The organism is Paraconexibacter sp. AEG42_29 (genome assembly GCF_040581415.1).
In the GTDB taxonomy this organism is placed as follows: Bacteria; Actinomycetota; Thermoleophilia; order Solirubrobacterales; family Solirubrobacteraceae; genus Paraconexibacter.
Map to the genome: position 1 here is coordinate 934576 of NZ_CP114014.1, position 13140 is coordinate 947715.

General features: G+C 72.7%; 13 protein-coding genes. 7 read left to right on the forward strand and 6 right to left on the reverse strand.

Going from position 1 to position 13140, the window contains the following annotated elements; all coding sequences use genetic code 11:
* The first annotated feature begins 37 nt into the window (after window positions 1-37).
* The 3 genes from DSM112329_RS04470 (at window position 38) to DSM112329_RS04480 (ending at window position 3337) form a co-directional block, all read left to right on the forward strand.
* Window positions 38-658 carry a hypothetical protein gene (locus tag DSM112329_RS04470; RefSeq protein WP_354700612.1) on the forward strand — a complete coding sequence of 207 codons (621 nt, stop codon included), beginning with the start codon at window positions 38-40 and terminating at the stop codon, window positions 656-658.
* Window positions 658-1704, forward strand: coding sequence for a hypothetical protein (locus DSM112329_RS04475; protein WP_354700613.1), 1047 nt, complete (start codon window positions 658-660; stop codon window positions 1702-1704). The genes DSM112329_RS04470 and DSM112329_RS04475 overlap by 1 nt, the downstream gene beginning before the upstream one ends.
* Window positions 1705-1813: 109 nt before the next feature.
* On the forward strand, window positions 1814-3337 hold the full coding sequence (locus DSM112329_RS04480) for an aldehyde dehydrogenase family protein (RefSeq protein WP_354700614.1): 1524 nt from the start codon (window positions 1814-1816) through the stop codon (window positions 3335-3337).
* Window positions 3338-3358: 21 nt separating this feature from the next.
* Here DSM112329_RS04480 and DSM112329_RS04485 read toward each other — a convergent pair whose 3' ends face one another.
* The 3 genes from DSM112329_RS04485 to DSM112329_RS04495 form a co-directional block, all read right to left on the reverse strand.
* Window positions 3359-3925 (reverse strand): TetR/AcrR family transcriptional regulator, encoded by a 567-nt coding sequence (locus DSM112329_RS04485; protein WP_354700615.1) that lies wholly within the window; start codon window positions 3923-3925, stop codon window positions 3359-3361.
* A gap of 61 nt (window positions 3926-3986) precedes the next feature.
* Window positions 3987-4478: a hypothetical protein gene (locus tag DSM112329_RS04490; protein ID WP_354700616.1), complete on the reverse strand. Its 492-nt coding sequence runs from the start codon at window positions 4476-4478 to the stop codon at window positions 3987-3989.
* The gene (locus tag DSM112329_RS04495; RefSeq protein ID WP_354700617.1) at window positions 4475-4978 is read right to left on the reverse strand and encodes an AraC family transcriptional regulator; all 504 of its coding nucleotides are present in this window, start codon (window positions 4976-4978) and stop codon (window positions 4475-4477) included. Before DSM112329_RS04495 ends, DSM112329_RS04490 begins: the two co-directional genes overlap by 4 nt.
* Before the next feature lie 98 nt (window positions 4979-5076).
* Here DSM112329_RS04495 and DSM112329_RS04500 point away from each other — a divergent pair, with 98 nt between their 5' ends.
* The gene (locus DSM112329_RS04500) at window positions 5077-5547 is read left to right on the forward strand and encodes a pyridoxamine 5'-phosphate oxidase family protein (RefSeq protein WP_354700618.1); all 471 of its coding nucleotides are present in this window, start codon (window positions 5077-5079) and stop codon (window positions 5545-5547) included.
* Window positions 5548-5579: 32 nt separating this feature from the next.
* On the opposite strand, the gene DSM112329_RS04505 is transcribed toward DSM112329_RS04500, so the two are convergent.
* Entirely contained in the window at window positions 5580-6569 is a 990-nt protein-coding gene (locus DSM112329_RS04505; protein WP_354700619.1) for an MBL fold metallo-hydrolase, read from the reverse strand.
* Between the two features lie 50 nt (window positions 6570-6619).
* On the opposite strand from DSM112329_RS04505, the gene DSM112329_RS04510 reads away from it, so the two are divergent.
* Genes DSM112329_RS04510 through DSM112329_RS04520 form a run of 3 tightly spaced genes read left to right on the forward strand, consistent with a single transcriptional unit; the run spans window position 6620 to window position 9588 of the window.
* A complete protein-coding gene (locus DSM112329_RS04510) occupies window positions 6620-7966 on the forward strand; it encodes an APC family permease (protein ID WP_354700620.1) in 1347 nt (448 codons plus the stop codon).
* Between the two features lie 36 nt (window positions 7967-8002).
* Window positions 8003-8821 (forward strand): ABC transporter ATP-binding protein, encoded by an 819-nt coding sequence (locus DSM112329_RS04515; RefSeq protein WP_354700621.1) that lies wholly within the window; start codon window positions 8003-8005, stop codon window positions 8819-8821.
* Window positions 8821-9588, forward strand: a complete 768-nt coding sequence (locus tag DSM112329_RS04520) for an ABC transporter permease (protein WP_354700622.1) — start codon at window positions 8821-8823, stop codon at window positions 9586-9588. The genes DSM112329_RS04515 and DSM112329_RS04520 overlap by 1 nt, the downstream gene beginning before the upstream one ends.
* Window positions 9589-9656: 68 nt before the next feature.
* Here DSM112329_RS04520 and DSM112329_RS04525 read toward each other — a convergent pair whose 3' ends face one another.
* Window positions 9657-10958: a hypothetical protein gene (locus DSM112329_RS04525; protein WP_354700623.1), complete on the reverse strand. Its 1302-nt coding sequence runs from the start codon at window positions 10956-10958 to the stop codon at window positions 9657-9659.
* A gap of 82 nt (window positions 10959-11040) precedes the next feature.
* Complete coding sequence (locus DSM112329_RS04530; RefSeq protein WP_354700624.1) at window positions 11041-12996, reverse strand: hypothetical protein; 1956 nt, start codon at window positions 12994-12996, stop codon at window positions 11041-11043.
* Window positions 12997-13140 lie beyond the last annotated feature (144 nt).

A 13140-nucleotide genomic window follows, 5' to 3' on the forward strand; every position in this document is an offset into this window, starting at 1 on the left:
CCGAGTGGGCAAGCGCAGCCGAGCACGGTCCGGTCCGGTGAAGGGCGTCAGCCGCGAGCCGGCGTCGTCCGGGCGCGCCGCTGCGGCCGCGCCGCCGAGCGCCGACGCCGGCCCGGTCGAGCGCGCGAAGGCATCGTGGAAGGCTGCGGGCGACCTCGCCCCGAACGTCGTCAAGACCCCGGGGCAGAAGCCGAAGGCCGTCATGCGGCCGAGCGCGTCCCTGGGGAGTGGCGGCGGCACGGCCGCCGAGCGTCGCCGCCGCCGTGCGGCCGCGAAGCCCGATCGCCCCGCCGCGCTGTGGGGCAAGGCGCCGATCTCCGAGTTCGCGATCGCGATCGGGCTGATCGTCTTCCTCATCGGCCTGGCCCGCGGGCCGGGCTCCCCCGCCATCAGCGGCGGGCTCATCTTCATCTCGATCGCCGCGATCGAGTTCGCCGGGCGCGAGCACATCCGCGGCTACCGGTCGCACACGCTGTTCCTCTCGATGATGGTCGTGGTCGCCGTCCACCTGAGCATCGCGCTGATCGTCGGCGCGAAGGTCGCCCGGGGGCCGGCGTTCATCGCGGGCGACGTCATCCTGTTCGGCGTCCTCGCGTCGGCCCTGTCCAAGCAGTACTCCATCGCGCGGCTCGATGCCGTGCCCAAGAAGGGTCGATGATGGCCAGCGCCACCCGCCGCTACTTCCCGTTCGTGCAGTTCGAGTTCGCCCATTCGCTCGGGCTCGCAGCCGGGCGGTACCTCCTCCAGCCGCCCCCGGAGGCCCCGCCGGAGCAGGTCCAGGCCGGGTCCGAGGCACGCCGGCGCGCTCCGGAGGCCGCGATGGCCGCCGGCGGTGGCGCTGCGCGAGGTGCGGAGCCGGCTCGCGCCGAGCGTGAGGCGCCCGCGGAGCCGCCCATCCAGCGCGGTGAGGGCGACTCGCGGCTGCTCGGCAGCGCGGACGTCCTCGTCATCCGGGTGCGCGGCGCCAAGGCGTCCAGCGGCTCGTTCCTGCGCCGCGGCCAGAAGGACGAGAGCCCCGACACCGAGCGCGAGGTCCCGCTGACGATCGCGACGGTCATCCGCGGGCGGCACATGCTGCGCGAGAAGATCCAGGCCGATCAGTTCCTGAAGGCGATGGAGCCGCTCGAGACCGAGCGCTGGGTCCGCGACGGCCTCGCCGACCTGAACCGCGCCGTCGGCGTCTATCGCGTCTGCGCGGCCGACCCGTACGTCTTCGACGTCTCGCGCGCCGATCCGCGCCTCGTGCGGCTGGGGCACGGGTTCTCCGAAGAGGTCTTCGCAGGCCGCTGGACGCGGGCGATCAACGTCGAGGCGCCGAAGGCCGGGCGCCTCCCGCGCGCGCTCCAGCTCGCGCCGAGCGAGGGCGTCGCCGCCGTCCTCGCCGGCCAGGGGATCACCATGGAGTCCGAGGAGCTGCTGCTGCGCGTGCTCCTGGACCTCGACCAGCGCCGCTACCGGGCGGCGGCCGTCGGCCTGAAGGGCGCTCTCGACCTGCTCCTGGCCGAGCTCGCCGGGCAGGTCATCGGCGGCCGCGTCCGCCTGCTGATCGACGAGATCACGGAGGTGCGCGAGCCGATCGCGACGCTCGCGATCCGGGCCTGCCGCACGGAGATCACCGTTCCGGAGGCCAAGCAGCTGGCCGAGTGGGCCGAGATGATGGGCGCCGCGATCGACCGCTGGCGCTACGAGCCCCGCGGCTACTGACGCGGGCGTCCCCCCCTGGGGGGAGGGCTTTCCTCCCCTCGGTAGGCGCACCGCGCGCAGGCGGCAGCGAAGGTAGAGCCATCAAACTCTCACTTCAGGAGGACCCGTCGTGGCCACCGTCAGCGTGAAGCACCATCAGATGTTCATCGACGGCAAGGACGTCGATGCCGCCGAGGTCTACGAGATCCGCAGCCCGGCGACCGAGGAGCTCGTCGCCACCATGGCGAAGGGCTCGGTCGAGCACGCGGATGCGGCCGTCGACGCCGCCCGCCGTGCGTTCGAGTCCGGCTCGTGGTCGCGCAAGTCGCAGGAGGACCGCTCCGCGATCATGACCCGGATCGCCAACCGCCTCGGCGAGGAGCTCGAGGAGATCATTGAGCTCGAGACGTGCGCCAACGGCGCGACCGTCCGCCAGGCGACGGGCTTCCACTGCGGGCTCGCCTCGCCGCACTTCCTGTACTTCGCCGAGCAGGCGCTGACGTACGAGTTCGAGCGTGCGGTCGCGACGAAGCCGTACCCGACGCATTCGGTGAACACGATCGTGCGCGAGCCGATCGGCGTCTGCGCCGCGATCGTGCCGTGGAACTTCCCGCTCGTCCTCGGCATCTGGAAGATCGGCCCCGCGCTCGCCGCCGGCAACTCGATCGTCGTCAAGCCGGACGAGAAGACCCCGCTGTCGCTGCTGCGCCTCGCGCAGATCGCCCACGAGGAGGGCGTCCCGGACGGCGTCTTCAACATCGTCAGCGGCGACGGCGCCGAGGTCGGCGCGCGCCTCGCGTCCCACCCCGACGTCGACAAGATCGCCTTCACCGGCTCGACGGCGATCGGCCGCGAGATCATGCGGCTCGCCTCCGGCACGGTGAAGAAGGTCTCGCTCGAGCTGGGCGGCAAGGCGCCGGTCATCATGCTCAAGGACGCCGACCTGTCCTACGCCATCGACGGTGCGCTCTTCGGCTGCATGCTCTACTCGGGCCAGATCTGCGAGTCCGGCACCCGGCTCTTCGTCCACCGCGACAAGTACGACGAGGTCGTCGCGAAGCTCGTCGACCGTGCGTCGACGATCACGCTCGGTGACCCGACCGACTTCGACACCGACATGGGCCCGGTCGTCTCCGGCCGCCAGCGGGACCGCATCCTGTCCTACCTGGAGCAGGCCAAGGCCGACGGCGCGACATTCGCGCTCGGTGGCGGTGCCCCCGACGGCGACGAGTTCGCCAAGGGGTACTGGATCTCCCCGACGATCATCACGAACGTCACGAACGACATGCAGATCGCCCGCGAGGAGATCTTCGGGCCGGTCATGGTCGTGATCCCCTACGACACCGTCGACGACGCCGTCGCAATGGCGAACGACAACGAGTACGGCCTGACGGCCGGCCTCTGGGCGTCCGACCTCGAGGAGGCCCTGGAGGTCGGAGCGCGCCTGCGGGCGGGCACGGTCTGGATCAACAACTGGCACGCCGTCGACCCGGCGCTGCCGTTCGGCGGCTACAAGCAGAGCGGCGTCGGCCGCGAGCTCGGCCCCGGCGCGCTCGACGAGTACACCGAGTCCAAGCACGTGCACCTGGACCTCTCGACGGACGTCGAGCGCCTGCCGTTCGACCTGCTGGTCTCGGCGCCCCAGCCGAAGTAGTCCCGCTCCGGCGGGCGTCGCTCAGGCCGCGGGTTGTGCGACCGCGGCCTGGGCGATGGCGCCGAGCGCCATCTCGCACAGGCGGTCGACGACGTCCGGCGCCTTCAGGACCGACGGCGGCCAGAAGACGACCGAGTGCAGCATGCCGATCGCGGCGTGCGCAGCGATCGCGGCGTCCTGCCGGCTGGCGTCGGGGTAGCACGCGGCGATCGTGCGCCGCCAGCGCGAGCCGTGCTTCTGCAGGCGCTTCTCGAACGTGGTCTTCCACGGGTCGACGAGGCTGCGGTGCTCGTGCGCGTAGATGCTCACGAGCGCGAGGTTCTCGACCGCGAAGGTCGCGTGGTGGCGGACGATGAATGCGAGCTCGGCCTGGGGATCGTCGAAGCTCGCCGACGTCGGGATCGTCACGATGTCGAGAGCGCCCTCGAAGAGGATCGCGAGCAGCTCGTCCTTACCCTTGAAGTCGCGATAGATCGCGGGGCCGTTGGTCCCGGCGCTCCGCCCGATCTCGTCGATGCCGACCCCGTGGAACCCGCGCTCGTGGAAGAGGGTGGCGGCGGCTTCGAGGACGCGGTCGCGGCGGGTCACGGCGTCACAGGTTAGCGATTTGATAACGACCGTTACCCGCTGGCTCGCGATGCGCTACGTGTCAGTCCATCTCCCAGGCCAGGGGATCTGCGTGGGTCGCCGGCTCCGGCGCGCCGAGCTCGGCCAGCACGCCGGCCAGCGCCTCCCGACGGACGCCCCCGTAACTGAGGACGTGCGCCACCGCGCCGCCGTAGGTGAACGCCTGCGGCGGCTCGCAGAGGGCGTCGACGAACGCGTCGTCCCAGCCATCGCGGGAGCGGAGGGCGGTCGCGATCCGGGTGAACGCCGCGCCGGCCAGCTCGAGGCGCCGCGGCCAGTCCCCGCGCACGTCCACCGGCTGGGGGAGGCCGTCCATGGCGGCGACCCAGACCTCGACCGCGTGCACCACACCCTCGGCGAGGTGTCGTGCCGAGGGCTCCTCGCCGTCGAACCACACGATCACGAGCCCCGGCCGCAGGACGCGGTCCAGAGCGGCGTCCGGCAGCTGCGCGGCCGCTGCGACGAGGTCGGCGGACCGGGCCAGGTGATGGGCGAGGAGCCGGTCGACGGTCACGTCGCGGGCGGGCGCGGCGCGGCCCGGGCCGCTCGTGCGCCGGCGGTGGGGGCCGACGGCAGGACGAACCCGGCCGGCGCCAGGAAGTGGATGCCGTTCGGCGCGTCGATGCGCGGCGACGGGACGGCGGCGCCCGCCGCGGCCGCGCGCGCGTACTCGCTCGGAGGCACGCCGAAGGCGCGGGAGAACGCGCGCGAGAAGGCGGCAAGCGATCCGTACCCGGCGGTGGCGGCGACCGCCGCGACGGCGGGCCCGCCCCGTCCGGACTCCGCCTCCGCGGCGGCCGACGTCGTCGCCGCGGGGTGCAGCTGCCACGCCGCGCGCTCGAGCAGCAGGCGCCGGCGCAGCGCGACGGGTGTCTCGCCGGTCGCCGCGGCCAGCAGGCGGTCGAAGTGGTCGCGGGAGAAGTGCGCACGGCCCGCGAGCCCGCGCCCGTCGGCCGCCGGGTCGTCGAGCGACGCGACGATCAGGTCCAGCAGGTCTCGGAGCCGGTCGGCCATGCCCGGCGCATTCTCGCGGCCCGCCCGGTTGACCGTGCGGTTGATCGCGTTCGACAAGCTCGGGCGGGGCCGGGAGGGCCCGTGCGACCCTCGGCGGCATGGCCACCTGGAACGAGCTCCACGCCGCAGAGCCGGCATTCGCGGATGCGGTCCGCACACGACTGGACGCGTACGTCCACAAGACGCTGGCGACCGTGCGTGCCGACGGATCGCCGCGGATCAGCGGCACCGAGGTCCAGCTGATCGACGGCGACCTGTGGATCGGATCCATGTGGCAGGCCCGCAAGGCGCACGACCTGCAGCGCGACCCGCGGTTCGCGCTGCACAGTGGCTCGGACTCGCCGCCGGACTGGACCGGGGACGCGAAGCTCGCCGGCCTCGCGGTCGAGGTCACCGACCCGGAGACCGTCCTGCGGATCAACGGCGAGCACGCCGCGGCCGGTCCCACGCACCTGTTCCGCCTCGACCTGCGCGAGGTCTCGACCGTCACCCTGGCGGCGGGCGGGAAGGAGATCGAGATCGCCGTGTGGACGCCCGGCGCGCCGATCCGGAGGCAGCATCGCGCCTGAGCCGTGAGCGGCGGCGTCGCGCGTGCCGCCCGCTACTCCGCGCGGGCGAAGCGGATCACGTCGGCGCTGCGGTCCTCGGTCACGAGCCCGCGGTCGATCAGGAGGTCGAGGTGGCCCAGGATCTCGCTCAGGGTGAGGAAGACCTGCGTGACGGCGACCTCGCCCCACGTCTCGGTGGCGAGCTCGTGGGCGGTCCGCGGACCGGCGGCGAGCTTGTCGAAGATCTTCTCCGCTCGCCGCTCGTGCTCCTGCAGCCGCTCGGCGATCAGCTCACGGTGACCGGTCACGGGCTGGCGATGGCCGCCGAGCATGACGTCGACGTCGAGCTCCGCGGTCAGGCGCAACGACTCGCGGTAGTCGAGCAGCGTCTTCGGGCGGCGGCCGTCCCACTTGTGGACGAGCGGACGCGAGATCACCGCGTTCGAGGAGATGCCGGCGAGCAGATGGTCGCCCGTGATCGCCACGCGATGCTCCTGGTCGACCAGCAGGATGTCCGACGGCGAGTGCCCGGGCCGGTGCAGGACCTCCAGCGAGCGGCCGGCCAGCTCCAGCGGTCGGCCGGGCACCAGCGGCCGGTCGACCCGGCAGGAGACGCCCCAGCCGCGAACGATGTCGGCGACGGACCGCAGCGCGACCGCCACGTGGTCCTCGACGCCGTGGCGGCGCATCAGCAGCAGGGCGTCGTCGTCGTCCTGCGCGCCGTGGTGCTCCCAGTTCTCGAGCACCGGCGCCAGCTTGTCCAGGCAGGCGATCTCGGCCCGGCCCCGCGACGCGAAGACGTGCGCCAGCCCCATGTGGTCGATGTGCTGGTGGGTGATGACCAGCAGCTGCACGTCACGCAGGGAGTGGCCGAGGCGCTCCAGCTCGCTCTCGAGCGCCAGCAGCGCGACCGCGGAGCTGGGCCCGCAGTCGACGAGCGTGAGCGGGTCGTCCTCGATCAGGTAGCAGTTGACATCGCCCACGCCGAACGGGGTGGGGATGACCAGGCGGTGGATCCCCGCATCGGCAGCCGCTTTCAGCATCGCCCACACCTTACGCGCCTACTTGCGGAGCCAGCGGGTAAGTGCCACCCATGGACGCCACCGCCGCCGCCGTGGGAGCCGCCGACGGCGACTCCGGCCCGCCCTCCGAGCTCAAGCGCGTCATCTCGAACAACGCGCTCCTGCTGCTGGTGGTGGGGGATGTGCTGGGTGCCGGCATCTACACCCTGGTCGGCATCGTCGGCGGCCGCATGGGCGGCGCGATCTGGATGGCGTTCCTCGCGGCGCTCGTCCTCGCCGCCTTCACCGCGGCCGCCTACGCGGAGCTCGTCACGAAGTACCCGCAGGCGGCCGGCGCCGCGCTTTACGTGAACAAGGCGTTCGGCATCCCCTTCCTCACGTTCATGGTCACCTTCGCCGTGATGGCGTCGGGCCTCGCGTCGGCGGGCACCCTCGCCCGCTCCTTCGGCGGCGACTACCTGTCGGTCTTCGTGGACGTGCCGACGGTCTCCGTCGCGCTCGGCTTCCTCGTCATCGTCGCGCTCATCAACTCCCGCGGCATCGGGGAGAGCGTCAAGCTCAACGTCGGGCTGACGCTGATCGAGCTGAGCGGCCTGCTGCTCGTGATCATCATCGGCGGCGCGTACATTCTGGACGGCGGTGGGGACGCCGGTCGCGCCCTGGAGATCAAGGACGGCGAGCCCGCGCTGGGCGCCATCATGGCCGGCACCGGGCTCGCGTTCTACGCGCTGATCGGGTTCGAGGACTCGGTGAACGTCGCGGAGGAGGCGAAGGAGCCGCGGGCGTTCCCGCGCGCCTTGTTCGGCGGCCTCATCATCGCCGGCACGCTCTACCTGCTGGTGACGATCATCGCGTCGATCGCCGTCCCGACGAAGACCCTGGCGGGGTCCTCCGGGCCGCTGCAGGAGGTCGTCCAGCTCGGCCCGCTGAGCGTGAACCCGAAGATTTTCTCGGCCATCGCGCTGTTCGCGCTGGCCAACGGCGCGCTCATCAACATGGTCATGGCCTCGCGGCTGCTGTATGGCATGGGCCGGCAGGGAATCCTTCCCCACGCCTTCACGCGCGTCCTGCCCGGACGCCGCACCCCGTGGGTGGCGATCGTCTTCACGACGCTGCTCGCGATCGTGCTCGTCCTGACCGGTGACCTCGGCGACCTGGCGGACATGACGGTGCTGCTGCTGCTCCTGGTCTTCTCGCTGGTGAACGTCAGCGTCCTGGTCCTGCGCAGGGACCCGGTCGACCACGACCACTTCGTCACACCGGTCGTGCTGCCGGCCATCGGCGCGGTGGTGTCGATCGCGGTGATGTTCAGCAAGGAGGGCGAGACGTTCGTGCGCGCCGGCGTCCTGCTGCTGGGCGGGGTCGCCCTCTACGTCCTGAACTGGCTGTTCATGCGGGCGCGCAGCACCCCTGCTTGACTTCAAGCGCACTTGAAGCGCCATAGTGGGCGGACCATGGCATTCGAACCACAACACCGTCCGGCCGCCGCGGCTGCCGTCGAGGGGGCCACGGTCGCCCTCGAGATCACCCAGCTCGTCAAGCAGTACCCGACCGGCACGAAGGCCTTGCAGGGCGTCGACCTGTCGATCGCCGACGGGCAGTTCTTCGGGCTGCTCGGCCCCAACGGCGCCGGCAAGTCCACCCTCATCCACTGCACCACGGGGCTGGCGAGCCCCACGTCGGGGGCGATCCGCGTCTTCGGGCACGACGCCGTCGCGAACTACACCGAGGCGCGCAAGGCCGTCGGCCTCGCCCCGCAGGACCTGAACATCGACCACTTCCTCACGCTCGAGGAGACGCTCGACTTCCACGGTGGCTACTTCGGGATGCGCAAGGCCGACCGCAAGGACCGCATCGCCGAGCTGCTCGACGCCTTCTCGCTGACGTCGAAGAAGGACGACCGCACCCGCACGCTGTCCGGCGGCATGAAGCGCCGCCTGATCCTGGCCCGGGCGCTGATGCACCGGCCGCGGTTCCTGATCCTGGACGAGCCGACGGCGGGCGTCGACGTCGAGCTGCGCCTCGAGCTCTGGCACTACGTCCAGCGCATCAACGCGGAGGGGACGACGATCCTCCTGACCACGCACTACCTGGAGGAGGCCGAGCAGCTCTGCGACCGGATCGCCTTCATCAACGACGGCCAGATCGTCGCCGAGGGCACGAGCGCGGAGCTGGCCGCCACCTACAACGTCGACTCGCTGGAGGATGCCTACCTGGAGCTGGTCGGCCGCAAGGAGCTCTCCCGCGGGATGGTCAGCGAGGTGGGTTCCTGATGACCGAGGCCCAGATCCGCTTCCTCTCGCTGCTGCGCCGCGAGTGCAGCCGCTTCCTGAAGATCAAGCGACAGACCATCGGCGCACCGCTGCTGGAGACGTTCCTCTACATCTCCGTCTTCGGCGCCGCGCTCGGGTCGCGCATCGACACCCTGCACGGGTACGACTACGTGGTCTTCGTCGTGCCGGGCCTGATCATGATGGCGTGGGCGATCAACGCCTTCTCGAACAACTCCTCGTCGATCCTGCAGCAGAAGTTCCAGCGGGCGATCGACGACCAGCTGTCCTCGCCGGCGTCGCCGCTGGAGCTGCTGCTGGCCTTCACGATGGGCGGGTTCCTCCGCGGCGGCCTGATCGCGACGCTGACGTTCTGCGCCGCGTCGCTGCTCGTCGACCTGCCCGTCGAGCACCCGCTGATCCTCGTGCTGGCGCTGTTCCTCGTCGGCTTCTTCTTCTCGCAGCTCGGCGTCCTGATCGGCGTCCGGGCGGAGCAGTTCGACGACGTCTCGTTCGCGCAGACCTTCGTCCTGCAGCCGCTGATCTTCCTCGGCGGCGTCTTCTACTCCTCGTCGCTGCTGCCCGAGCCGTACGAGACGCTGACCCACCTGAACCCCGTCTACTACATGATCAACCTGGTCCGCTACGGGTTCCTGGGCTACACCGAGGCGAGCGTGGCGCTGTCCCTGGCGCTGCTGGCGCTGGCGGTGGGTGCGCTCTTCGCCCTCAACCTGCGGCTGTTCAAGACGGGCTATCGCCTGCGCGCGTAGCTCCTTACCAGGCCGGCGTGTGGTCCAGAGCTCACATAGGGAGCTCTGGGCCGCACGCCGGGCGTGGGTCAGCAGGTGGTGGGGGCCGACGACGCGGTGCGGGCCGCGCCGTCGCCGCGTCCGAGCTCCTGCAGCTGCGGCGTGCCGCCGGCGGGCAGGACGACCTGCATCCGCCGCGCGCTGCCACGCGTGGAGTCCTCGATCCGGACGATGCCGGCGTGCGTGGTGCCGTCGCTGATCGCCCATTCGACGGTCAGCGCGCCGTCGGCGGTGACGATGCCGTCCTCGGTGCGGCGGCCGCGCGTGTTACTGCACGCCTCGAGGCTGCCGATCCCGCCGGCGTCGAACCGGCGACCCGTGATCGCCTGCAGGAAGCGCTGACGCCCGGTGGCCGTGTCGTTCTGCACCGCGGCACCTGCGGGGGCGGCGGCGCAGGGGCGGGTGGACCGCGCGCTGTCCGTCGTGCGGCCGTTCTGCCGGACCTTGCCGTCGGTGCCGAGCACCAGCAGCAGGCGGCGGAAGTCGAGCGTCGCGTCGTCCGCGCGGACCAGGACCTCCGCGGCGAGCGAGCCGTCCGTCTGCCGCTGGGTGTGGCCGACGACCCACGACCCCGCGAAGTCGTTGCGGACGTTGCCGCCGCCGGACGCGAAGGCGCTGAACTCCTCGGTGCGTTCCACACGGCCGTCGGCGCAGAACAGGGTGTCCTGGCGCTCGCTTGAGTTGGCGTCGCTGCGGAAGGTGACCAGCGCGAGCCCGTCGAGCGCGGCCTTCATGCGCGTCGCGTCGGTCACGGGCCGGTCGTCGCCTGCCGGCGTCGGCGGGGCCGGCGTGGGACCGGCCGGGACGGCTCCGGGCTGCGCGGGCTTGGTGCCGCCCGCCGCCCCGCCGGTGCCCGGGGAGGCCGCCGCCTGAGGGCAGTCCCCGAAGATGCCGCGTCCGGCGCCGCGGGCGGCCGCAGCCGCGGTCCGTAGCGCGCTGCCCCGAGCGAACCGGGTCGTCCCCGTCACCCGTCCGGCGCCCGCGCGGAGGATCGCGGCGTTGATGAACGTGCCGCTCTTGAGCACGTAGCGGCCACGGCCGGCGACGCGCTGCTCGTCGGCGAGGCGCACGCTCGTGCCGGCCGGCAGCAGCGCCCGCAGGATCCGGGTCGAGCGGTCCGCGAAGCAGCTCGCGCGGGCCGGTGCCTTGACGCCGACGAGATCGACGGTCTCGGTGCGCCCGCCGCTGCGGACCGTGAGCGTGTCGCCGTCCGCGACCCGCACGACCTTGCCCGACTTCAGCGGGGCGGACGCTGCGCCCGCGGGAAGCGCGAGCGCAGCGAGGGCGGTGGCGGCCAGGGCCGCGGTGGGGAGCCGGCGCGAGGTGGTCATGATCCTCAAGACGCCGACCTGCCCGCGATCCTTTCCGGCCGGCACGTTCGGCCTCTCCGCTGCCGGACGGGCGCTCATGACGCTAGGCGCGCGACGACGCCGCGCGCCGGGCGATGGGCAGCGTCCGGCGCAGCGTGGCGGTCGCCGCCCCGGTCGCCTGAGCGCTGTCGGTCGCCGTCACCGTGAGACGGACCGACACCGCCCGCGGGCTCGCGGCGAGCAGCGCCCGGAAGCGCGGCGTGAGCGTGATCCGGACCGGAGCGCTGCGGCCCCAGGGGATCTGCGCCTGCGCGCGACCGAGCACGGTCCCGGGTGCGATCCGCAGGGTTCTCCGCGTCGTGACCACGCGCCGGCCGCGGCGCGTCTTGCGGACCTGCACAGCCTTGAGGAAGCGCGTGGCGGTCAGCGTCAGCCGCGAGCGGCACTCCTTGGCGTCGTACACGCACGTCAACCGCAGGGCGACGCGACCGAGCGCGTCGGCCGTCACCGCCCGCGTGACGAGCCGGAGCTCCGGCGGCCGCCCGGCGCGGCCGCCGCCCGGGCCTGCGCCGGGCTCCGCGCTGCCGCTGAGGCCGGTGACGAACGACGCGGGGACGGTGGCGGGGGCGACGCCGGGCGTCGGCCCCGGGGGTGGCGGGCTGGCGCCGGGGGCGGCCGCCGGCGTCCCGCCGGTGGCCGGTGGGGTTCCCGGCGTGGTCGGCGTCCCGCCGGGGGTGGCCGGCGGGGTGCCGCCGGGCGTCGCGGGTGGCGTCCCACCCGGGGTCGCCGGCGGGGTGACGGGGATCGCCGGCGGGGTCCCGGCTCCCGGGGACGGGGTGATCGGGATCGCCGGCGGCTCTGCCGGCCCCGCGGCCCCGCCACGCTGGACGATCGCGCAGGAGGTGCTCACCACGTCGTCCGCGTCGACGACGGCGCGGTCGCCCGGCGTCGCCGGCGGTGCCTGCGAGATCCCGCCGGGACCGGCGACCGGAACCGCGATCGCGTCGCCACAGATGAGGCGGCCGTCGACCGTGGCGTCGCGGGCCAGGAGGGTGTCGACCCCGCCCTCGCCGATCAGGTCGTCGAGGCCCCCACCGCCCTCGAGGGTGTCGTTGCCGCCACCACCGAAGAGGCGCTCAGGGGCGTTGCTGCCGACCAGCGTGTCGTCGCCCGCCGTCCCGATCACGGTCTCGACCGTCCGGATCCGGTCGCGGTCGACGCCGTTGGGCAGGCACGCATCGGGGACGGCGGTTGCCGGCCCGCCGACGGCGCGCACATCATCGGCCGAGCCGTCATCGCAGCCCTCGTCGAGGGTGACGGTGACCGCCGTGCTGCCGTCGTAGCTGTGCACGTCGAGCCCGCCGTTGCCGTCGATGTCGTCGCCGCCGCGACCGCCCACGAGGCTGTCGTCCCCGTTGCCGCCGCTGATCTTGTCGTCGCCGTCGCCGCCGCTCAGGGTGTCGCCGTCCGGGCTCCCGCCGAGCAGGTCGCGGCCCGCGCCGCCCGTGCCCGCGTAGGCGGAGCGACTGCTCAGCTGGTCGTTGTCCGCGTCACCCGCTATCAGCACGGGGAGCACCGGAAAACCGGTGACGCCGGTGGACGGCGGAACGGGGTAGCTGTCGTTGACCTCGAGATGGTCGTTGCCGGCGTCGCCGTGGACGTCCACGACCGGGGCGGCACCGCCCAGGGCGTCGTTGGTGGCCTCGACGATGAGCTCGTCGCCGCCACCACCGAGGTTCGCCACCAGCCGAGCGTCACTGCCGGTCAGGCACTGGGCAAGCGCCCTGCCGTCCTGCAGCCGGCTGCGGCGGCATCCTGGCGCCGGGGCGGCGATATCGGCCGTGAGGACGTCGATCACCTTGACGCCGCTCTCGGGCTGGCCGGCGCGGACGCGGATCTTCTCCACCGCGCTCGTGCCGACGATCGTGAGCGTCCTGCGGCCGTCGCTCGCCTGGCTCACCTCGATCCGGACGGCGGCCGCGGCCGGTAGCGCCACCGCCAGGCCCGCACCCAGCCCTGCGAGCGTCGACACCACGAACAGGCTGCGTCTACGGAGCATGGCGGCACCGTACATCGTGCGTGGTCGCACATACAGGTTTTTCGTCGATCGACGCGCGCGGCCGGTTGCGGGGCTCATGACCACGAGGACGTCGCGGCTGCCCGGTTCCTTCCCGACGACGGCGGAACCGGGCGGCCGCCGCGG

Excerpts from the sequence above, each read along its gene's own strand:
- DSM112329_RS04475 (WP_354700613.1), top strand. The coding sequence starts at position 658 with ATGGCCAGCGCCACCCGCCGCTACTTCCCGTTCGTGCAGTTCGAGTTC.
- DSM112329_RS04495 (WP_354700617.1), bottom strand. The coding sequence starts at position 4,978 with ATGGCCGACCGGCTCCGAGACCTGCTGGACCTGATCGTCGCGTCGCTC.
- DSM112329_RS04500 (WP_354700618.1), top strand. The coding sequence starts at position 5,077 with ATGGCCACCTGGAACGAGCTCCACGCCGCAGAGCCGGCATTCGCGGAT.
- DSM112329_RS04505 (WP_354700619.1), bottom strand. The coding sequence starts at position 6,569 with ATGCTGAAAGCGGCTGCCGATGCGGGGATCCACCGCCTGGTCATCCCC.
- DSM112329_RS04510 (WP_354700620.1), top strand. The coding sequence starts at position 6,620 with ATGGACGCCACCGCCGCCGCCGTGGGAGCCGCCGACGGCGACTCCGGC.
- DSM112329_RS04515 (WP_354700621.1), top strand. The coding sequence starts at position 8,003 with ATGGCATTCGAACCACAACACCGTCCGGCCGCCGCGGCTGCCGTCGAG.
- DSM112329_RS04520 (WP_354700622.1), top strand. The coding sequence starts at position 8,821 with ATGACCGAGGCCCAGATCCGCTTCCTCTCGCTGCTGCGCCGCGAGTGC.
- DSM112329_RS04525 (WP_354700623.1), bottom strand. The coding sequence starts at position 10,958 with ATGACCACCTCGCGCCGGCTCCCCACCGCGGCCCTGGCCGCCACCGCC.
- DSM112329_RS04530 (WP_354700624.1), bottom strand. The coding sequence starts at position 12,996 with ATGCTCCGTAGACGCAGCCTGTTCGTGGTGTCGACGCTCGCAGGGCTG.